The organism is Paenibacillus sp. ALJ109b, from assembly GCF_010747435.1.
Taxonomy (GTDB): domain Bacteria; phylum Bacillota; class Bacilli; order Paenibacillales; family Paenibacillaceae; genus Paenibacillus; species Paenibacillus taichungensis.
In genome coordinates this window covers 256,295-275,761 of record NZ_JAAIFP010000006.1, presented here as the reverse complement: position 1 = coordinate 275,761, position 19,467 = coordinate 256,295, and the positions used below count along the sequence as shown (strand labels likewise).

General features: G+C 44.4%; 22 protein-coding genes. 17 read left to right on the top strand and 5 right to left on the bottom strand.

The window, feature by feature from the left end; genetic code table 11:
• Window positions 1-201: 201 nt before the first annotated feature.
• Window positions 202-708 carry a YpuI family protein gene (locus G3352_RS07530; protein WP_063567014.1) on the top strand — a complete coding sequence of 169 codons (507 nt, stop codon included), beginning with the start codon at window positions 202-204 and terminating at the stop codon, window positions 706-708.
• Here the strand turns inward: G3352_RS07530 and G3352_RS07525 are convergent, their stop codons facing one another.
• On the bottom strand, window positions 709-981 hold the full coding sequence (locus G3352_RS07525) for a hypothetical protein (RefSeq protein WP_163755066.1): 273 nt from the start codon (window positions 979-981) through the stop codon (window positions 709-711). It abuts the gene before it with no gap.
• Here G3352_RS07525 and G3352_RS07520 point away from each other — a divergent pair.
• From G3352_RS07520 to thiI, 5 genes are all read left to right on the top strand, one after another.
• Window positions 874-1,092: a DUF1540 domain-containing protein gene (locus G3352_RS07520; RefSeq protein ID WP_064636410.1), complete on the top strand. Its 219-nt coding sequence runs from the start codon at window positions 874-876 to the stop codon at window positions 1,090-1,092. The genes G3352_RS07525 and G3352_RS07520 overlap by 108 nt on opposite strands.
• 34 nt (window positions 1,093-1,126) lie before the next feature.
• Window positions 1,127-1,543, top strand: coding sequence for a hypothetical protein (locus tag G3352_RS07515; RefSeq protein WP_163755355.1), 417 nt, complete (start codon window positions 1,127-1,129; stop codon window positions 1,541-1,543).
• 242 nt (window positions 1,544-1,785) lie between these two features.
• Window positions 1,786-2,547 (top strand): lytic transglycosylase domain-containing protein, encoded by a 762-nt coding sequence (locus G3352_RS07510; protein ID WP_240342972.1) that lies wholly within the window; start codon window positions 1,786-1,788, stop codon window positions 2,545-2,547.
• Window positions 2,548-2,721: 174 nt separating this feature from the next.
• Complete coding sequence (locus tag G3352_RS07505) at window positions 2,722-3,870, top strand: cysteine desulfurase family protein (RefSeq protein WP_163755352.1); 1,149 nt, start codon at window positions 2,722-2,724, stop codon at window positions 3,868-3,870.
• Window positions 3,871-3,876: 6 nt separating this feature from the next.
• Entirely contained in the window at window positions 3,877-5,121 is a 1,245-nt protein-coding gene (gene thiI / locus G3352_RS07500) for a tRNA uracil 4-sulfurtransferase ThiI (RefSeq protein ID WP_163755349.1), read from the top strand.
• Window positions 5,122-5,252: 131 nt separating this feature from the next.
• Here the strand turns inward: thiI and G3352_RS07495 are convergent, their stop codons facing one another.
• Window positions 5,253-5,954 (bottom strand): TerC family protein, encoded by a 702-nt coding sequence (locus tag G3352_RS07495; RefSeq protein ID WP_062326458.1) that lies wholly within the window; start codon window positions 5,952-5,954, stop codon window positions 5,253-5,255.
• A gap of 103 nt (window positions 5,955-6,057) precedes the next feature.
• Between G3352_RS07495 and G3352_RS07490 the strand changes: the two genes are divergently transcribed.
• The 6 genes from G3352_RS07490 (at window position 6,058) to G3352_RS07465 (ending at window position 11,822) form a co-directional block, all read left to right on the top strand.
• Window positions 6,058-6,717: a TerC family protein gene (locus G3352_RS07490; protein ID WP_163755347.1), complete on the top strand. Its 660-nt coding sequence runs from the start codon at window positions 6,058-6,060 to the stop codon at window positions 6,715-6,717.
• 288 nt (window positions 6,718-7,005) lie between these two features.
• Complete coding sequence (locus G3352_RS07485) at window positions 7,006-7,500, top strand: hypothetical protein (RefSeq protein WP_163755345.1); 495 nt, start codon at window positions 7,006-7,008, stop codon at window positions 7,498-7,500.
• Between the two features lie 177 nt (window positions 7,501-7,677).
• Window positions 7,678-9,522, top strand: a complete 1,845-nt coding sequence (gene typA / locus G3352_RS07480; protein WP_091028450.1) for a translational GTPase TypA — start codon at window positions 7,678-7,680, stop codon at window positions 9,520-9,522.
• A gap of 299 nt (window positions 9,523-9,821) precedes the next feature.
• On the top strand, window positions 9,822-10,118 hold the full coding sequence (locus G3352_RS07475; RefSeq protein ID WP_053781242.1) for a YlaH-like family protein: 297 nt from the start codon (window positions 9,822-9,824) through the stop codon (window positions 10,116-10,118).
• A gap of 90 nt (window positions 10,119-10,208) precedes the next feature.
• Window positions 10,209-11,270 carry an LCP family protein gene (locus G3352_RS07470; protein ID WP_163755343.1) on the top strand — a complete coding sequence of 354 codons (1,062 nt, stop codon included), beginning with the start codon at window positions 10,209-10,211 and terminating at the stop codon, window positions 11,268-11,270.
• Window positions 11,271-11,369: 99 nt separating this feature from the next.
• A complete protein-coding gene (locus G3352_RS07465) occupies window positions 11,370-11,822 on the top strand; it encodes a pyridoxamine 5'-phosphate oxidase family protein (RefSeq protein ID WP_063567005.1) in 453 nt (150 codons plus the stop codon).
• Window positions 11,823-11,829: 7 nt separating this feature from the next.
• On the opposite strand, the gene G3352_RS07460 is transcribed toward G3352_RS07465, so the two are convergent.
• Window positions 11,830-12,525, bottom strand: coding sequence for a YhcN/YlaJ family sporulation lipoprotein (locus G3352_RS07460; RefSeq protein WP_163755341.1), 696 nt, complete (start codon window positions 12,523-12,525; stop codon window positions 11,830-11,832).
• A gap of 153 nt (window positions 12,526-12,678) precedes the next feature.
• Between G3352_RS07460 and G3352_RS07455 the strand changes: the two genes are divergently transcribed.
• Window positions 12,679-14,013 (top strand): PhoH family protein, encoded by a 1,335-nt coding sequence (locus G3352_RS07455; protein WP_024628438.1) that lies wholly within the window; start codon window positions 12,679-12,681, stop codon window positions 14,011-14,013.
• A gap of 222 nt (window positions 14,014-14,235) precedes the next feature.
• Window positions 14,236-15,516 carry an ABC transporter substrate-binding protein gene (locus tag G3352_RS07450; RefSeq protein WP_163755338.1) on the top strand — a complete coding sequence of 427 codons (1,281 nt, stop codon included), beginning with the start codon at window positions 14,236-14,238 and terminating at the stop codon, window positions 15,514-15,516.
• Here G3352_RS07450 and G3352_RS07445 read toward each other — a convergent pair.
• Entirely contained in the window at window positions 15,508-16,587 is a 1,080-nt protein-coding gene (locus tag G3352_RS07445) for a coiled-coil domain-containing protein (RefSeq protein ID WP_163755335.1), read from the bottom strand. The genes G3352_RS07450 and G3352_RS07445 overlap by 9 nt on opposite strands.
• Before the next feature lie 180 nt (window positions 16,588-16,767).
• Window positions 16,768-17,004 (bottom strand): DUF2626 domain-containing protein, encoded by a 237-nt coding sequence (locus G3352_RS07440; RefSeq protein ID WP_053781237.1) that lies wholly within the window; start codon window positions 17,002-17,004, stop codon window positions 16,768-16,770.
• Between the two features lie 315 nt (window positions 17,005-17,319).
• Here G3352_RS07440 and G3352_RS07435 point away from each other — a divergent pair, with 315 nt between their 5' ends.
• The 3 genes from G3352_RS07435 to G3352_RS07425 all read left to right on the top strand — a co-directional run bounded on the left by G3352_RS07435 (window position 17,320) and on the right by G3352_RS07425 (window position 19,451).
• Entirely contained in the window at window positions 17,320-17,970 is a 651-nt protein-coding gene (locus G3352_RS07435) for an RsfA family transcriptional regulator (protein ID WP_063567002.1), read from the top strand.
• 144 nt (window positions 17,971-18,114) lie between these two features.
• The gene (locus G3352_RS07430) at window positions 18,115-19,077 is read left to right on the top strand and encodes a ketopantoate reductase family protein (RefSeq protein ID WP_163755333.1); all 963 of its coding nucleotides are present in this window, start codon (window positions 18,115-18,117) and stop codon (window positions 19,075-19,077) included.
• A complete protein-coding gene (locus tag G3352_RS07425) occupies window positions 19,077-19,451 on the top strand; it encodes a DUF3397 domain-containing protein (protein WP_076288116.1) in 375 nt (124 codons plus the stop codon). Before G3352_RS07430 ends, G3352_RS07425 begins: the two co-directional genes overlap by 1 nt.
• Window positions 19,452-19,467 lie beyond the last annotated feature (16 nt).

The window sequence follows — 19,467 nt, the reverse complement described above, 5'->3', positions numbered from 1 at the left end:
AAAGCGGTTATTTTTATGCAGGTGAACATCAGGTGAGCTGTGTGTAATGGGCATGTTCAGGAACAGAAAGGGAAAGCCTGATTAAGGGATACCGCTCGTCATCTTTTTATGGTAGGATAGTACCTGAGAATTCAAGGCTAGGGGAGAACCTCCCGTTGGCCGATCTATATGTAAGGACTTATTTAAGGGGGAGCTACCTTTATGTCAGCAGCCAATGTACAGAAAACATGTGAGTCAACTAGGGAAAAGTTAAAACCGGCTATCGATCGGATCGAAAAATTTTTGAATGAAAATGCCTTGCCTGAACTGGATCAGAATCAGACGGAAGAGTCATCAGCCTTCTACAAAGGATTTCTTTCGGATCTCCGTCATTTGCTCGTTTTTTCTGAAGTTTCTTACGAAAAACTTGGCGTTGTGCTGCGTCGTGCCAATTTTGATGTCGATTTTGCCGAAAAGGCTCTCTATAACACATACCATCAAAGCATAAACAGCTTTTTTTATCCTAAAAATGAATGTTACTCCGAAGATGGAAGATATGCTTACACTGGACAGGATGCAATCCGTTTCCGTGATAAGCCAATTCGTGCAGTACGTGATGTCATTCTTGAGATATCCAAAACGTACGAAGAACTGCGCGATGATTTGGCATTTTATGAAAGTGACTACCTAACGCAGCGTCGGATGCAAAACCAACGCAATCACGCGTAATTACATTTTCAACTTATATACGAATTGTACAAAACCGCCCTTGTGGCGGTTTTTTTGCGTTTTCTTTAACTGGCATTGTAGATAAAGGATCATGTCATCATCTGGCATTTCGTTGGAGAATAGCCGATTTGCGGTGCGGAGACAATAGATGTCGAGGTGATAAAAATGAGCCAAGAGAAGCCGATCGTCAAATGCAGTGTTGCTAACTGCCACTTCTGGGGAGAAAACAATTTCTGCCAGGCTGATGCCATCATGATTGACATCGACCAACATGCCACCCGTCGCTTACATGAGGAATTTGCAGGAGAGACCTTTGATTCCGATCATCACGATCATGCTCGTACTTCATCTGCGACTTGCTGTCACACATTCAAACCGAAATGAGCAGTCATTCCCATTTATATGGAGGTGCTTTGCAATGAATAATGACCGTAGAGATGATCAATCGTTCCAACGTCCAAAAACGACTCCGTTAGATGAAAAGCAGCGTCAGCGTGTAGACTATCCAAGACGTAGCCACAGAGAAGAATATGGCGCAGAGGTAGCGCCCCCAACAGGTTCTATTCGAACAGAACCTACGGAAAGAACAGATCATACCCCTGTGAAGCGTGAAGATGACGGTGTTATGAAATCTACTGGCCGTATCTCCGGATATATGGGGCTGGCCTTTGGTATCGCATCCTTATTTATGTGGTCCATTGTCCTTGGTCCAGCTGCAGCGGTACTTGGTTACTATGCTTACGTCAATGGCCGGAAAACGGCGGGTGCGTGGTCCATCGGACTTGGCGCAGTGGCAACACTCAGCTATTTCTTCATGATTCCATTCGCCCGTTAATAAAGCACAAACATGATGTAATAAGCAATACACAAGTGCTTAACCAAACAGGATATGAGCTTATTATTTGCAGCCTTCTGCTCTCACCTTAATTAAATGGGGATTGCAGAAGGTTTTTTCGCATTTACGAAATAAAGTTGTATGATCGGTCTATTTTTTTGAAAACAATGGAACCTCCCTGTAAAATAATGTAGAATAAAGTCATAATCTACGTTTACATTATACGGGAGTGAATATAACTCATGCAGATTGATCCGCGCGCGTCGCGGCAGTTGCTGGAACTGCAATTGTCCAATAGTCTCAACGAAACAAATGCATCAGATGGAAACTCCGCTTCAACAGTGGATTTTGCCAGTATGATGGACGGGTTGCTCGGGACGAATTCAAATACTTTGAACAATACTGATACCGTTGGCGAAGACGTGAATTCTGCTACGATCTCCAAACGATCGAATGACGGCCTGTTGTGGCTGCAGCTTGGAAGCATGTATAATCCGGATGCAAGTTCCGTTTCTTCCTCGAACAATAATGTGGTTTCTTTATCTTCTCTGTTAAATACTGGAGTAGTCGATTCGGGTGTATCTGTACCTACAGATTTTGAATCTTTGATTGCTTCAGCAAGCGCCAAATATGGGGTGCCTGAATCTTTGATCAAAGCGGTCATTGATACAGAATCCGGCTTCAATCCGAATGTAGTGTCATCCGCAGGTGCCAAAGGACTAATGCAGTTGATGGATGGAACGGCAGCAGGGTTGGGAGTAAGCAACGCTTACGATCCCGCTCAGAATATAGATGGTGGAACCAAATACCTGTCTCTCCAGCTCCAGCGTTTTGGTGGCGAGGTGAAGATGGCACTTGCTGCATATAATGCCGGACCGGGACGGGTTTCGAGTCTGGGTGTATCGAGTGACGCTGAACTGATGAGTGTACTTAACCGCCTCCCTTCGGAAACACAGGCTTATATCTCCAAAGTGGAGAAAGCACAGTCGAAATATACGGTTTAAATGGTATAGACCAAAGATGTGGCAACACAACAGAACGCCCCGGAAGAGATCAAACGCGGGAACAGCAGCCTTAAATGTGCTTAGTTCCTGTTTGGTCTTTTTGTGTTGAGCGGGGATCGTGTTACAATGCTCACTGTAGATTCCACAACGAAGAGACAAGGAGGGGAACCTCATTTGAAATATTTTGATTATGCAGCAACGACGCCTCCTCATCCGGATGTCGTTCGTACAATGGCCGAGATTATGGAGGCGCAATATGGGAATCCGTCATCGATACATGGATATGGTGAGCGAGCCCATCAACTCTTGCGCCGGGCGCGATCTGGTTGCGCCGCCGCAATTGATGTGAAACCGGAAGAAATCGTATTTACCTCAGGCGCAACTGAGAGCAACAATCTTGCCATTAAAGGGGCGGCATTACAGTATCAGTCTAGGGGCAAACACATCATTACAACTGCAACGGAACATGCTTCAGTTTACGAGAGTTTTGTGCAGCTACAGCAGTGGGGATGGGAGGTCATTTGGCTTCCCGTGGATTCCGATGGTCTGGTTAGCACCCAGTTGGTAATGGATGCCATAAGATCGGATACGGTGCTTGTGAGTCTGATGCATGTGAACAATGAAACAGGAGCGATACATCCAATTGCTGAAATCGGTGCACGACTGAAAAAGGAAGCACCAAAGGTGCTTTTTCATGTAGATGGTGTTCAGGGTTTTGGCAAGATGGAAGCTAAACCTGCGGCATGGGGCGCGGATCTGTACAGCTTGTCTGCTCACAAGATTCGTGGTCCCAAAGGAGCTGGACTTCTCTACGTACGAAGTGGAGTCGAGCTCACGCCTTTACTGTCAGGGGGTTCCCAAGAGCAGGGACTAAGAGCGGGTACTGAAAATGTACCTTTGCTTGTGGGTATGGCGAAGGCGATGCGTCTCGCTGCGGAACGTCAGGCTGACTTTGCGCAGCGTACAACCATTTTGCGAGATCGTATTATGGAGGTCATAGATACGATTCCCGGACTTGTATTAAATAGTCGTAAAGAGGGAGCTCCGCACATTGTTCATTTTTCCTATCCTGGAATGAAGGCAGAAGTGGCGCTGCATACCCTTGAACAACTTGGAGTAACTGTTTCTACACAATCTGCCTGCTCTTCGCGATCGGCTGAACCCAGCAGGGTATTGCTTGCCATGGGCAGGGATAATGCTTGTGCTGCTGGTGGATTGCGTATTAGTCTTGGAGATGAACATACAGAAGAAGATGTGGCACTGCTGGAGCAGGCTTTACATCAGATGGTGGCGCAGCTGCGCCCGTTGGAAAGGCGGATGTGATTTTAGATGAAATATGATATGCTGCTTCTCCGTTTCGGAGAGTTTATGTTAAAAGGAAAAAACCGTGCCCGGTTCGAAAAAACGATCATCACCCAGGTACGTTCCCTGCTCAAACCTTATCCAGGTGCAAGTCTGCGGAAGGAGTTTGGACGGTTGTATGTTGATCTGGGTGGCGAATCTCATACAGAGCTGATTGCTGTGCTGAAACGAGTATTCGGCGTTACGTCGATCAGTCCCGTTAAAGTGACTCCATCTGAAACTGATCAAATCGTGGAGACAGCCGTTGCTTTTATGGATGAGAGAGAGTCTGAATTCAAAGACGGTACCACGTTTAAAGTTAATGCACGGCGTGTATGGAAAGAGTTCCCCAACTCTTCGCATGAAATGAACCATCTAGTGGGTTCTCCGATTCTTCGGAAATTCCAGCAGTTAAGTGTAGACGTGCGTCAACCTGACATTGAACTACGTGTGGAAATCAGGGATCAGGGCACATATATCTTCAGTGAAGTCATTCCAGCCGTAGGCGGATTTCCCCTGGGTACAAATGGTAAAGCGATGCTATTACTATCGGGTGGCATAGACAGCCCTGTAGCTGCATGGTCTTCGATGCGTAGAGGCCTAGAAGTGGAATGTGTACATTTTTACAGTTATCCGTTCACAAGCCAGCGTGCCAAAGAAAAGGTCATTGATTTGGCGCGTGCACTTGCTGATCATGCAGGCACAATTAAGCTGCATCTAGTTCCTTTTACGGAAATTCAAACAGCCTTTACCCAACTGGGACAGGATAACTTGATCATCACACTGATGCGCCGCTCCATGTTACGTATTGCAACCAAGCTAGCTGAACGTGAGCGCGCGCTTGCACTGATTACCGGAGATAGTCTGGGTCAGGTAGCAAGCCAGACCCTGCCAAGCATGAATGTCATTGGACGTGCGACGGATCTGCCGTTGCTGCGACCACTTGTCATGATGGACAAGCAGGAAATTATTACTCTGTCCAAACAGATCGGAACGTATGATATATCGATTCTGCCATATGAGGATTGTTGTACTCTTTTTATACCGAAATCCCCAACAACGAACCCGAATCTTCGCATTGTGGACAAAATCGAAGCGACTATGAGTCAACTACCGGAATGGGTGGAGCAGGCGGTGGAGAAGACAGAAACAATTACGCTGCATGCAGGTGAAAACTTTATGATAACCAATCAGCAGGATAAAGTTAATGACATGAAAGAAGAGTGGTTCTGAGGAACCGTATTCTGGATTGAATAACATAATAAGGACTATGTTATCTGCATGAAGAAAAAGGACTGGCCGATGTATTATCGGTCAGTCCTTTTTTTATAATTGTGGCTGATGGGAATTTCACTTAATAAAGCTTAGGAATAGGAATGCTGTCGCTCTCCACCTGGTTTATTACTGCTTGCACGTTTACGATATCCTGCAAACACGACACCAGCAGTGACGAGGACGATAAATAAGATTCTAAGTGCAGGATGCTCAGTGAAGAAAGGCACGAGGCGGTGTTCCTCTGTGATCATATTTGAAGCCGTATATCCCAGCACGATAGCTCCAAGATAAATAATCCAAGGGAAACGGTTAATTAATTTGATAAACAACGTACTGCCCCACACGATAATAGGTACACTGATCAGCAGTCCGAGTATAACCAGTACCAAATGCTGCTGTGCTGCACCAGCAACGGCGATGACGTTATCCAGTCCCATCGCAGCGTCAGCAATGACAATCGTTCGCACCGCTACCCAGAGAGAACTGCCAGCCTTGATATCCGAATGCTCTTCCCCTTGATCTGCTAATAGCTTGTACGCAATCCAGATCAGGAGTAATCCCCCAACAAGAAGCAACCAAGGCACTTTAAGCAGCCAGAGAACAATCACGGTGGCTACAATACGAATTAAAAGTGCGCCGCCTGTTCCGTAAAGAATCGCCCTTTTCTGCACAGAAGGGTGCAAATTTCGAGCCGCGAGACCAATCACGATGGCATTATCGCCAGCCAGAATTAGATCAATAAATACAACGTTCAACAAAGCTAGCCAAAAAGCGGGGCTAAACAGCTCCATACGATGTCACTCCTTCTATATATCCAAACCTGAGAATGCTTGTTCAACGTTTAAGAATAGCATGGACAACTTTGACATACAAGTTAGAGTGGGGGGGAGAAGCATGGATACGCTATGGCTGTTGACCGAAATATTGATGATCAATCTGGTTCTGAGTGGAGATAATGCGGTTGTTATTGCGCTTGCAAGCAAGGATTTGCCGGTGAGACAGCGCAAGCAGGCGGTATGGTGGGGGGCTTTCGGCGCTGTAGTTTTGCGCTGTTTGTTAACCTTTGCAGCCGTACTACTGTTGGGTATTCCTTTTATTCAGGCGGCTGGCGGTTTGCTGTTGCTCTGGATTGCTGTCAAGCTGCTGCTTCAGAATGAAGATGAAGTACATATTCGTAAGGCGTCCACGACCTGGAAAGCGATCCAAACCATTTTGATTGCTGACTTCGTCATGAGTCTGGATAATGTTCTCGCGATTGCTGCTCTGGCGGATGGGGACTTGGCGCTCACAGTCATCGGGATTGCCATAAGTATTCCGATTGTGGTGTGGGGCAGCGGATTGATTGTCGGTTTGTTGAAGCGGTTTCCGATTCTGGTATTTGCCGGTTCAGGTATTCTGGCCTTCACAGCGGGTGAGATGGTGATGAATGATCCGAAGCTGGGACAGTGGCTTGGTGGCTTGGCAGCTGAGGCACATACACTGCTGCCTGTAGCTATGGCTTGTCTTGTAATCGCGATTGGAGGAGCACACAAATTCGTTCGTCGAAACGCGTAAGTTAATTTGAGCAAATGGAAATGTGAAATTTCTGGCGAACTGCCCTTTTCGGGCAGTTTTTTGCTGTATTTATTTGTTCTTAAGAAATGGGCGAACTTGAATAAGTCATAGACCGATCATTTTAGGGTAATACAGGATAATGGAGAGAGGCGAAGTACGACATAAAGTGTAGTTTTTTGCATACACATCGGCTACACTAGAAGAAGGCTGGGAACAGTCAGTCATCATGGTAAGCTTATAGTTTATCTTACGGGGTACATAGCCAAATGTTATAAGAGGTGATTGTAGATGAGGATGAGAAATGAAAAAGCAATCGGAATATTTATTTTTGTTGCAGGTTTAATAATTTTACTCGGTAAACTAGGTGTGTTTGGCTTTATTGGACGGCACTTCTGGCCTTTGCTCATCTTGTTGCCTGGTATTGCTCTTCATGCATTATATTATGCAAGGCTTACGCCATCATGGTCACTCGTTCCAGCAGGAACGTTAACCGTCTATGGTCTGTTGTTCGGAATCACCAATACATGGGGCAACGGATTGATGAGCAACCTGTGGCCTGCTTTTTTGCTTGGAATTGCCGTTGGTTTGCTTGAATATGCACTGGCTGATCATCGAAGACCTGCAATGGTACTTCCGGTTGCATTGGGCGTTGGCATCCTTTCAATTATTTTATTCGGATTTACACTGCTTCACACCGGTATTATCTATGTGCTGGCGGTAATTTTGATTGTAGGCGGGATGTGGTTGCTGTTTGGCCGAGGACGCCAAGGGAGAGGCTGGTAACATTCCCAGCGGTCTTTCAAGCGAAATATCTTGATTTTTACCTATGATCAACTATAATATAAGGGATATAGGCATGCGTCGGGATATCACCGACGCTTATTTTGGGTGAGTAACCTGCGAATTTGCGGGAAGTTTAGTAGATAAGAATTGAAATTGGAAAGGATATGGATACAAACCATGCATTCAAGAGAACACATTCGCAATATTGCGATTATTGCCCACGTCGACCACGGGAAAACAACGCTCGTCGACAAGTTGCTCCAGCAATCCGGTACTTTCCGTGATCACGAAACGGTACAGGAGCGCGCAATGGACTCCAACGATTTGGAGCGTGAACGCGGTATTACGATTCTGGCCAAAAACACAGCTATTACCTATAAAGATTACCTGATCAATATTGTGGATACACCAGGACACGCCGACTTTGGTGGTGAAGTGGAACGTATCATGAAAATGGTTGACGGCGTTTTGCTCGTTGTTGATGCTTACGAAGGATGTATGCCGCAAACGAAATTCGTACTTCGTAAAGCTTTGGAGCACAACCTGACACCAATCGTTGTTGTAAACAAAATTGACCGTCCAGCGGCTCGTCCGACTGAGGTTATTGATGAAGTACTGGACCTGTTCATTGAACTGGGTGCCAACGATCAACAACTTGAATTCCCTGTTGTATATGCTTCCGCATTGAACGGAACATCCAGCATGGATAATGATCCTGCAAAACAGGATGACAACATGATGGCGATTTACAATACCATCGTTAGTCATATCCCACACCCTACCGAAAATGTTGAAGAACCACTTCAATTCCTCGTTACTTTGATGGACTACAATGAATACCTTGGCCGTATTGCCATTGGTCGTGTTAACCGCGGTGTGATCCGTCAAGGACAATCGGTAACGGTTATTATGCGTGATGGTAAGAGCAAAACTGCACGTATCGAGAAACTGTTCGGTTTCCAGGGTCTCAAACGTATTGAGACGGAAGAAGCAGGAGCAGGCGACATCGTTGCGATTGCAGGAATCAAGGACATCAACATTGGTGAAACCATCGCTGATCCAAACAATCCTGAAGCACTTCCAGTTTTGAAAATTGATGAGCCTACACTGCAAATGACGTTCCTCGTGAACAACAGTCCATTCGCAGGTCGTGAAGGTAAATGGGTAACTTCCCGTAAACTTCGTGAGCGTTTGTTAAAAGAATTGGAAACAGACGTTTCCCTTCGTGTTGACGAAACGGATAGCCCGGATGCATTTGTCGTTTCTGGACGTGGTGAGCTTCACTTAGGTATCCTGATTGAAAATATGCGTCGTGAAGGATATGAGCTTCAAGTATCCAAACCAGAAGTTATCGTTAAAGAAGTTGACGGTAAGAAAATGGAACCTCTAGAGCGCTTGTTGATTGATATTCCTGAAGAAAGCATGGGTTCCGTAATGGAGAGCCTGGGCGCACGTAAAGCAGAGATGGTTAACATGGTCAACACAGGTAGTGGTCAAGTTCGTCTGGAGTTCCTGATTCCAGCACGTGGTTTGATCGGATATAGCACCAACTTCCTGACATTGACTCGTGGTTACGGTGTAATGAACCATGCATTTGACAGCTACGCTCCAGTAGTATCCGGTCAAGTAGGTGGACGTCACCAAGGCGTGCTGATCTCAACTGAAACTGGTACATCTACGTTCTATGGCATGATGGGCGTTGAGGATCGCGGTACGCTCTTCTTGGAGCCGGGTACTGAAATCTACGAAGGTATGATTGTTGGTGAACATACACGTGACAATGATATCGTTGTTAACATCTGCAAAGAAAAACAACTCACTAACGTTCGTTCTTCAGGTAAAGATGATACGGTTAAAATTAAAACTCCGATTATCTTCTCGTTGGAACAGGCGCTTGAATACCTGAATGAAGACGAATATTGTGAGATTACACCGAAATCTATTCGTCTTCGTAAGAAGATCCTGAATAAATCCGAGCGTGAGCGTGCAGAGAAACAACGTAAAATGGCTTCGAAAGCCTAATAACAACAAAATAAACTATATAAGTTAGCATTTGATGGAACACAGAAGTTAACGATGTTATGCACAATGGAATTAGTGAAGGGATCGGAATCGATTCTGCAGAAGCGAAGCGTTCGCCTTTATCCCCGGATTTTACCATTGAGTAAATGGATCAAAAAAATCTGGGGATAACAGCGATCAAAAGAACGATCCGATACCGGAACGGTCACCTCCGATGTGTGTCTTATTCAGAGTTATCGAAAGGGTTTCACAATAGTTAACTTATATCTTAGCATGAACACGAAAGGAGCTGGCTGTGCATGCAAGCATGGTTCGCATCAAACCCGATCGTAGCCTACATCGTCATCTTTGTATTGATTACTTACGTATATAACAAGGTGTTTCGGGTACGTCAGAAATTGCCACTTGGTAAGGAAATCGTTCTCTATATATTGATGGCGATGGGCACATTCATGCTTCTTGTTTTTCAAATCGACAAGTTGCCAATAATTCAATGTTTGCTGGTGGCTGTTGGTTTGATGCTGTTAGTGAGAGTGCGCTATTTTATTGAAGGTCGTCAAAAGAAAAAAGCGGAAGCTGCCGCTCGAAACTCATAAATTCTGTATAGTATAGACCATCCGTTTTCCTTAGGGAAAGCGGTTGTCTTATATATAGGCCAAAACAGATGTGATAAAGGTGTTGAAGATATGAACTCGAATTCGAACGGACTGCCTCCACGGAGACAGGCACCGACTCAATCCGGCGCTTCTGGATCGAAGAACGGCAAAGGCAAGCAACCAAAGAAGAAGAAAAAGATGCGAACCTTTGGCAGACTGATTTTAAGTTTATTGGTTATTGCAATTGTGGTTGGCGGTGGATATCTCTATTGGGTATACAATCAGGTAGCTGATACGGGCATTGACAAGCCAGTACCGGCTGGAATGTCAGCCAAAACCAAACCCATTACGATGTTGCTGCTAGGTACGGATAACCGTCCCGAAACAGGTACGTATCTCTCGGATGTGGTTATGGTAGCTTCTCTGAATCCGGAGACCAAGACGGCAACCATTGTATCTTTACCTCGGGATACCCGTATTCAGTTGGATGGATATAAGGCGAATAAATTGAATTCCTATTATCCTAAATTTAAAGCCCAAGAAAAAACCTCTGGCAAAAATGCGGAGGATCAAATGAAAGAAATGATGGGCAAATATCTGAATGTGGATATCAATTATACAACGGTACTGAATTTTCAAGCGTTCCGTGATGCGGTTAATGCTGTAGGTGGCGTGGATGTGACAGTGGATAAAAACATGTGTTACAAAGATACGGCCGATGGCACGGATATTAACCTGGTAGCTGGTGCACAGCATTTGGATGGTAAAGATGCACTTGATTTTGTTCGTTACCGTAAATCGAACTGTAAGCCTAAGACAGATGAATCCAACGACTTTGACCGAAATAAACGTCAGAATCAAGTGTTGAATTCCATGTTGGATCAGTTGAAATCACTGGGAGGCGTAACGAAGATTGGTAAAGTGATAGGCGCTGTTGACGATAACATGACAACAGATGTGGAATCAGAGCAAATGAAGAACTTCATTTCAACCTATTGGAATATTTCCAAATCGGATGTGCACTACACACCTGTAACCGGAGAGTGGAGAAGTCCATATGTTTATATCAACGAAACTGAATTGGCTAATGCCAAACAGGCGTTGCAGGATACACTTTCAGGCAAAGTAACAGCATCTCCAACAGCTGAGTAACATTGATTCTTTTGGGATTGGAAGCAAGTTTGATGGTATGCTATAATATCACCAACAACGAATCAAGAATTGCATAAAGAAGATTAGGGGGCTGGTTGGATGTCCGAAGCCGTCACACAATTGACTGAATCTCTTTTACAGCAATTCAAGAACGAAACCTTTGTGCTCTTGAGCACCGTGGACATTGAATCTGGAGGTCCGACATCAACAGCAATCTCCTGGATTTATGCGGAGAATGCTTCTACCCTTCGTGTGGCGATTGATCATCGTTCACGTCTCGTGAACAATATGATCGAGAATCCGGCTATTACCGTCACCATTTTTGGAGAAGAGATGGTGTATGCGGTAAACGGACGTGCTTCCGTACGACAAAATCCGTTACAGGATGTTCCGTTTAATATGTGCTGTTTCGACATTTCCATTGAAGCGGTAAGAAACGCCCTTTTTTATGGAGCCCAGCTATCTTCTGTGCCTCAATTTGTCAAAATATATGATCAGCGTGCTGCTGAGAAATTAGATGAGCAGGTTTTTACTGCAATGAAAAAAGCCTAGTGAGAGATCACTGGGCTTTTTGTTGTCTTTTGTCTGAAGAATGCAGCTGCTGAATTTGTTGTTCACGCTCAACATGTTCATCCGGATTTTGACGGACTTTGACATCTTTGGGTAGTTGGGGAATGATCCGGCCCATCATGTCAGCAAGTTCTGAAGCGAAACCGGATATTGGATGACCTTGACGAATATGCTCACCAATTTCCTTAATGCGTTCAGTGACATCAGCATCTGCGGTAACAATGGAATCCACACCTTCCGGATCTTTGCGGAGGGCTTCGGCTACAGAGTATTTAATTGTACCTACTCGTGCACGCTCCAGTTCACCGTCAACATCAATGCCAACTACGGCTGTATTGCCAAGAATGACACAGTTGGCATCTTTGACACCTTCCACTTGCTTGGCAAGTGTTTTGAGGTGGGTAACCCTTTTTTCATTTGGCATCCGATCGGCCTTGGTGTTGTCCATGACGTTTTTCTCATGAACCTCACCTGTATTTTCGGTCAGATGGTCCACAGCTGAAGGGTGCAACCGATCTTCCTGAGTATTGAGCATGTGAGATCCTTTCCTTTGGTCTTGCTGAGTTGTAACATTTCCTCCGTAACCTTTGGCATGCTGACCTTGTTGCTGCGAGGCATTACGTGTAGAACTGTTGCAGCCTGTAAGTATAAAGATCAGAAGCAGCGTGCAAACCCAATATTTCATAAATGTTCATCCTTTCCTGGAGTTTTTCAGAATGGTTGACAATTATTTTGTCCTAGTCGAATACATTTATGTATGGGAGCATGATTGTCCATGTCGCTGCTGAAAGATCAAACTTATCCATGCCTTTAACGACGCCGCTTTGGAGGGGATTGAATGAAAAAGATTTTTGTATTGGATACGAACGTGCTTCTGCATGACCCCAATGCCATATTTGCCTTTGAGGAACATGAGGTAATCATTCCCGCGGTTGTACTGGAGGAGATCGACTCCAAAAAAAGAAATGCTGATGAAATTGGGCGTAATGCCCGTAATGTATCGAGACTTCTTGATGGGTTGCGTGAATTGGGACATCTGCACAGTGGCGTCCCTTTAGCTAATGGAGGCAATCTGAAAGTGGAACTGAATCATCGTAGTTTTGTAAAAGTACAGGAAATGTTTGGAGAGGTGTCCAACGATAATCGGATTTTGGCCGTCGCACTGAATTATCAGATCGAGGAAAATGAGAAAGAGGTCGTTGAGCGACAAGTGGTTCTGGTCAGCAAGGATGTGCTTGTTCGTATCAAAGCGGATGTACTCGGTCTTTTCACACAGGATTACTTATCAGATCGAACGGCAGGTCTTAGTGAATTATATCCAGGCTATACTGCCCTGAAGGTTCATCCTTCGGTCATTGATGAGTTTTACACATATCGCTTCCTACCGATCAAACCGTTACAGTTGTCTTATTCGCTTTACCCGAATGAATTTGTAATTCTCAAGGATGAGATGGGAACCAATAAATCGGCTTTACTCAAAGTAAATACAGAAGGAACGAAGTTGGAACCACTTTTCCTGAGTAATGATAATGTATGGGGCATCAGTGCACGTAACGCGCAACAGCGTATGGCCCTAGAACTGCTCCTGAATGATGATATTCCACTTGTCACGATTACAGGAAAGGCGGGTACGGGGAAAACCTTGTTGGCGCTTGCTGCGGGTTTGCTTAAAGTGGAGGATGACCATAAGTACAAAAAATTATTGATCGCTCGTCCGGTTGTGCCGATGGGGAAAGATATCGGTTATCTCCCTGGTGAGAAAGAAGAAAAACTAAGACCATGGATGCAGCCGATTTATGATAACTTGGAATTTTTGTTTGATACCAAAAAAGCAGGCGACATTGATAAAATTCTGATGGGTCTTGGCAGTATTCAGGTTGAGGCACTCACTTATATTCGTGGACGGTCTATACCAGGACAGTTCATCATTATTGATGAAGCGCAGAACCTGTCTCGACATGAAGTGAAGACTATTGTATCAAGGGTGGGCGAAGGCAGTAAAATCATTTTGATGGGTGACCCTGAGCAAATAGACCATCCTTATCTGGACTCAGCAAGTAATGGTCTGACGTATATTGTGGAGCGGTTCAAGCAAGAGGGAATCAGTGGACACATTATGCTGGAAAAAGGAGAACGTTCCAAGTTGGCTCAGCTTGCAGCGGATTTATTGTAAGGTAACGGGAAGTTTATTTCCCGGAAAATGTTTCTATTGAACCGGCTCTTAGGGCCGGTTTTTTGCTGAAAAAATAAAAATCAGTTATTGCACAGAACTCGATATGCTCGAGGTATGCAAAATATCGGAAAACTGTTTTTTGGCAGGATAGGACAAGAGCACTACTTATTTGTTACAATGAGTGTTGCAGGAAAAAATTAGGTGAGCAAGGAGGGGAAGTTAATGAAGCGTGGACACCAGGTTGTTTTGTTCGCAGTGCTACTGCTTTCGTTAACGATTCTGTCTCCCAGCTTTGATTTTAGAGGTTCACAGCTTAATCAGGAACGAGATCCGGAAAAAGATGCATTTCCCAACACGTCATCTCGTAGTGAAGACCAACATGCCCCATTAGAGATTGTAGTCTCGATGTCTGAGACCGACTTTAAATCGTTTAAAAAGATGGCTAATGAAGTAGCAACTACTCAACATGTGGAAATCAGTCTTCGGAATTTGGAGCCAGTTACATATAAGCGAGTGCTTGATAATAAGTTTTCGGTAGGAGAGAGCGGGGATATTATTCTTCTGGATAGCGCGGAAGTTCAATATCATGCTAAAAAAGGACATCTGTATCCGTTAAACGGTACAACACTGTCCAAGTCTTTGGGAGAAACTGTGGTTGGCTTACGTGAAATGACAGAGTGGAATGGTTACCAATGGGGGATGCCGTTTGATTTTGACGCTTATGTACTCGCAGCCCGCTCTCCATTCCTAGACGAAGCCGGTTTGGCAGGTTTACCCGAAAATAAGGAGCAATGGATCAAACTTGTACAACAAGCAACACAAGATGGAACGGATTTGATAAGTATAAATTCAAATGACCTTCATGCGGTAAGTGCGTGGCTGAATCAGTTTGAGCCAGGCATGGGCCCCAACAAAATTAAGAAAGCGCAAACTTCTTCGCAAACGGAGGCGTACCAACAAATCATACAGCTGTTGGATCAGATCCAGTCGTACATTACAGCTGAATCCATAAATCCGATGATCTCTTCTTCTGATGAGCAGACGGGAACTCCTATGGTAGTAACGCTGCTTTCCCGTTTGTTGAGTGGAGATAAAGCCGTGGTAGGCGAACAGAGCCCATCGGAGAAGATAGCACTCAGTGCGTTAGAACCGCTAAGATCAAGAAGTCTTGTTATCGCAGCTGGCTCACTTGAGGCCGAAGAGGCCAGCCGCTGGATTGAAGGAATGACTTCCTCTACCGTGCAATCGGAGTGGTACCAACAGGCTAACTATTTACCAGCAAAGCAACAGGAACTAGATCTTGAGTCACAGAAACTAATAACGAAATATGATACGACTGATGTGAAATCCTGGTTTCCAGCTGAATCTTCACAGGCCGTAATGACGGAAAGTCCTATACTAACTTCTGCCTTTCAAAAGAAGATACAACAACTTCTTGCGGGAGAGATTACGGCTAATCAATATGTCAAAAGCATTATTGCTTTGCAAAGCTCGTCAAAATGAAATGGCGAGCTTTACTTCAAGTATGCCTTCGCTTGTGGATACCTCTGTGGCTTTGACAAAGGACAGAATTTTCTGGGGGTAAAATCCGAGATCGAATTCTCGTTCCAGCATACGACGTGTGGTATCGGGCAGTTCTAACTGATTAAAAATAAGTTTATCGACATGAAATCGAATTGAATTCTGTGGTTCATTTTCGACCGTATAATGGCCTTCAATGCTTAATTGTAACTGATCCCGCTGCCCAGAAGCAGTGATTCGATCTTTGTCGAACTGAAAGGCGAAGTCTTCAAAGATCGGATTCTGTGATCGAAGAAATGTATTCAGCTCATCTTGTCCGATTCGAATGGTGTACGATGTTCCGGTAGTGGAGATTCCTCCGTTTTGTTCCTGGATAAACTGTGGCAGGTTCTGCATAGCTGATGCCAATGCTTTGAAATATCGCTTGACCTCGTATATGCCGATGTTCTCCCAATAGATGGTCAACTCATCCATCAATTTCTGCATGGCTGCAGCATCCCCGCTGGCAGCTACTTTTCCGTCCACTTCTTTCTGCAATGCAAGTACCCGTTCACGTTGATTTTGAAGATTATTTTTGAGTTCAGACAGCTCTGCAGAGGTCTGATTAATCTGGGCAGACGTTTGCTGCATGGTGCGATATCGATCCTGATACTTGTCCAGAACAGCCTGATCTCTGCCAATAATAATCTGATAGTAATCGTATAGAATGAACAGGTCCTTAATGGATCTTGCTCCCAGTACCGTCATCAAGAGACTATCACGCTCCCCGGTATAGTAGGATCTTACAACTGCACCCGCTCGGTCTTGCTGAGTATGTATCTGGTCTTCCTGTTCCTGAAGCTGAATGGATAATGTCTGACGCTGTTCGTCCAACTGTTTTTGTCTTGCTGTAATACGCTCGATTTCATGATCGATTTCGACGATGGATAGGCTTTGTTGCAGTATTTCGCGTGTTTCCTCAGATGAAGGCTCTCCATAGGCATAAGTCCAAGGTAGCTGGATCAAAAATATAATACATACGATGAAGCCGGGAATGCCGTATCGACGTTTCACCCATCATTCTCCTTTCCATATCTACAATGATGCCAACAGGCTTATCTCTTCCAGACAATATATGAAATAGATACGTGAAATATCCGTAGTGGTTACATAACACAAAGAATAGTCATTTAATCTGAAAACAACAAAAAAGCAATCCGACATTAGCCGGATCGCTTTAATGCTGCTGGCGGATTAGAGCGGCAAATCCATTTGGAATACGGTCCAATAGCTGAACCCTGTGAATGTCACGATCATATAACCCCAGAAGAGCAATATGTACGTACGTTCCGTAAATTTCAAATATCCCAAAATGACAAAAAACGCAGTCTGCAGGAAAAAAAGCAAAGCCATTTCGACCAGGTCTCCCGCAAAAGCCATCAGGCCAATCGCTAGCGTGAAGAACCCGAGTACCCGAAACATGCGCGCCACGGTAAGTCCTCCTCTCCTATGTACGATCATAGATTGTCTACACAACATTATACCGGGAAAGGAAAAAGGTGTAAACAAAATTGGATATGAAAGCGAATTCTTTTTTTAGCTTAAAAGAGTTAAAGTATGGTTTGTTTTGCATATGTAACGTATGAGTACTCATAAATGTGGAAATACATTTTAGTATGAAATCAATTCTATGAACTCTATGAGAGGCATAAGAATGAATAAAGCAGCTTTTATACCTAATTCACATGCCGGGAACTCGGTTATGGGGACGGTTATTTTAGGATGTTGTTAGGAGGGTATTATAGCATGACTGCAGTGAGACAGGATGCTTGGAGTACAGAGGACGATTTGATCTTGGCTGAGGTTACTTTGCGTCATATTCGGGAAGGAAGTACACAACTGGCCGCTTTTGAAGAGGTTGGCGAAAAAATAGGCAGAACTTCTGCCGCTTGCGGTTTTCGCTGGAACAGCTGTGTACGTAAGAAGTATGAGTCTGCCATTAGCAATGCTAAGGCTCAACGTCAAAAACGGAGTTATCTCCGCAAACAACCGGCTTTGCTTGGACCACAAGTAGCAGCTTTGTCCACCTTGGATACAGAAGAAAATCTGTACAAGGCGGATGGGATTTCGGAAGACTCTCTATCCATCGATGCAGTTATACGATTCTTGCGGCAATGGAAGGGAACTGTACAGGAAAACGGTCGCCAGCTCAAAATGCTTGAGAAAGAGCTTCGTGAAAAAGAGGATGAACTTCATGAACTGCGTTGCGAGAATGATCGTCTGTCTAAGGAAGTGAATGAAGTACAGACTGATTATCGTGTTGTAAACGACGATTATAAAGCACTGATTCAGATTATGGATCGTGCTCGCAGACTTGCATTTCTGACAGAAGAAGAAGAGGAACTCAAAACGAGATTCAAAATGGATGCCAACGGGAATCTGGAACGAATTGAATAAAAGCAAACGATGTCTGATGATCAGCATTAGATTAGGGCCCATCACACCTCCGTTACATAACGGCAGGTATGATGGGTTTTTTGTTTGCTGTTTTTGTTCTATTATAGATAAAAGCAACTATTGGAGCAGAGGTAGGGATGCAGCATGATCATTGACGTTGTAGGATCAGGCTCACTGGGTCTTTTGTATGGAGGTAAGCTTCAGGACGCAGGCAACGAGGTTCGATTTTGGACCAGAACGGCCGAACAGGCAAATAAACTGAGTATCGAAGGGTTCAAGGTCATTGAACAGGAGAAAACCATCCAGATTACACCTGATCATACCCAGGCCAAGCCGATTACGGAGTTAATCCGAGTATGGGAACACTCACCTGGAGATTGGCTACTATTAATGGTGAAACAGACAGCGATACATGATGTTATACGTGAAATTGGTTCATTGAAGAAGCAAGTGCTCAATATTGCATGTTTCCAAAATGGGGTTGGGCATCTGGATCATGTGCAATCCAATATGCCGCATTCCAATGTATACAGTGTCATAACCACAGAAGGGGCGAAACGTCAGCAAGATGGAGTCATCCGTGCAGGTATAGGAGAGACCTGGTTGGGCAAAAGTGCAGATGTACATATCTCATCTTTAACGCCAATGGATCATAATGAACCCGTTCGTTTACAGGGACTTTTGCAGCAGGCAGGATTTGGCTGTACAGTGTCGAATGAAATCGATAAGCTGATTTATAGGAAGTTGTTAATCAATGCTGTCATTAACCCACTTACCGCGATATGGCGTATTCCTAACGGTGAGTTAATTACAAAGGAAGAGCGAATCATGTTTATGCGTCAGGTGTACGATGAGGCATTGGCGGTATACAGAGCAAGCGGAATACTTCTTGATATGGATGTGTGGGAACAAATTCTCTCCGTCTGTCGTTCCACAGCCTCGAATACATCTTCCATGCTGTCAGATGTTCTGCAAGGACAAGAAACGGAGGTACAATCCATTAATGGGCAAATTGTAAGCATGGCGTGTCGGTGTGGCCTGTCTGCTCCAACGCATGAAGTACTGCTTCATCTGATTGAAGGTATGCAACCGGAAGGAGTGAGTTAATGGGATTTTTTATTGTGCTGAGCATACTGCCGTTCTTTCCGTTTTTTCTTGTGTATTGGATCATGTATGGATGGAAAAAAGATAAGCGTGTGGCGCTGCGCTCGGCAATGGATGTAACAACATTATTCCTTATATTCTCTGTATCGGCGTTATTCAACTTAACATTTGATTCGAATTTTGGATTTTATTTAACATTAATACTCATACTAATAGCGCTTGGATTCATCGGAGGTGCACAAAATCGGCTCAAAGGTAAGGTCGATGGGGGTAGAATGTTCCGGGCCGTTTGGCGCATGGCTTTTGTCATAATGAGTTTTGGGTATGTTTTGTTTACTATATTTGGATTATTTAGATACTTCATGAAACAGATGTGAGGATACATAACGCAAA

Excerpts from the sequence above, each read along its gene's own strand:
- G3352_RS07530 (WP_063567014.1), top strand. The coding sequence starts at position 202 with ATGTCAGCAGCCAATGTACAGAAAACATGTGAGTCAACTAGGGAAAAG.
- G3352_RS07520 (WP_064636410.1), top strand. The coding sequence starts at position 874 with ATGAGCCAAGAGAAGCCGATCGTCAAATGCAGTGTTGCTAACTGCCAC.
- G3352_RS07525 (WP_163755066.1), bottom strand. The coding sequence starts at position 981 with ATGTTGGTCGATGTCAATCATGATGGCATCAGCCTGGCAGAAATTGTT.
- G3352_RS07515 (WP_163755355.1), top strand. The coding sequence starts at position 1,127 with ATGAATAATGACCGTAGAGATGATCAATCGTTCCAACGTCCAAAAACG.
- G3352_RS07510 (WP_240342972.1), top strand. The coding sequence starts at position 1,786 with ATGCAGATTGATCCGCGCGCGTCGCGGCAGTTGCTGGAACTGCAATTG.
- thiI (WP_163755349.1), top strand. The coding sequence starts at position 3,877 with ATGAAATATGATATGCTGCTTCTCCGTTTCGGAGAGTTTATGTTAAAA.
- G3352_RS07495 (WP_062326458.1), bottom strand. The coding sequence starts at position 5,954 with ATGGAGCTGTTTAGCCCCGCTTTTTGGCTAGCTTTGTTGAACGTTGTA.
- G3352_RS07490 (WP_163755347.1), top strand. The coding sequence starts at position 6,058 with ATGGATACGCTATGGCTGTTGACCGAAATATTGATGATCAATCTGGTT.
- G3352_RS07485 (WP_163755345.1), top strand. The coding sequence starts at position 7,006 with ATGAGGATGAGAAATGAAAAAGCAATCGGAATATTTATTTTTGTTGCA.
- typA (WP_091028450.1), top strand. The coding sequence starts at position 7,678 with ATGCATTCAAGAGAACACATTCGCAATATTGCGATTATTGCCCACGTC.
- G3352_RS07475 (WP_053781242.1), top strand. The coding sequence starts at position 9,822 with ATGCAAGCATGGTTCGCATCAAACCCGATCGTAGCCTACATCGTCATC.
- G3352_RS07470 (WP_163755343.1), top strand. The coding sequence starts at position 10,209 with ATGAACTCGAATTCGAACGGACTGCCTCCACGGAGACAGGCACCGACT.
- G3352_RS07465 (WP_063567005.1), top strand. The coding sequence starts at position 11,370 with ATGTCCGAAGCCGTCACACAATTGACTGAATCTCTTTTACAGCAATTC.
- G3352_RS07460 (WP_163755341.1), bottom strand. The coding sequence starts at position 12,525 with ATGAAATATTGGGTTTGCACGCTGCTTCTGATCTTTATACTTACAGGC.
- G3352_RS07455 (WP_024628438.1), top strand. The coding sequence starts at position 12,679 with ATGAAAAAGATTTTTGTATTGGATACGAACGTGCTTCTGCATGACCCC.
- G3352_RS07450 (WP_163755338.1), top strand. The coding sequence starts at position 14,236 with ATGAAGCGTGGACACCAGGTTGTTTTGTTCGCAGTGCTACTGCTTTCG.
- G3352_RS07435 (WP_063567002.1), top strand. The coding sequence starts at position 17,320 with ATGACTGCAGTGAGACAGGATGCTTGGAGTACAGAGGACGATTTGATC.
- G3352_RS07430 (WP_163755333.1), top strand. The coding sequence starts at position 18,115 with ATGATCATTGACGTTGTAGGATCAGGCTCACTGGGTCTTTTGTATGGA.
- G3352_RS07425 (WP_076288116.1), top strand. The coding sequence starts at position 19,077 with ATGGGATTTTTTATTGTGCTGAGCATACTGCCGTTCTTTCCGTTTTTT.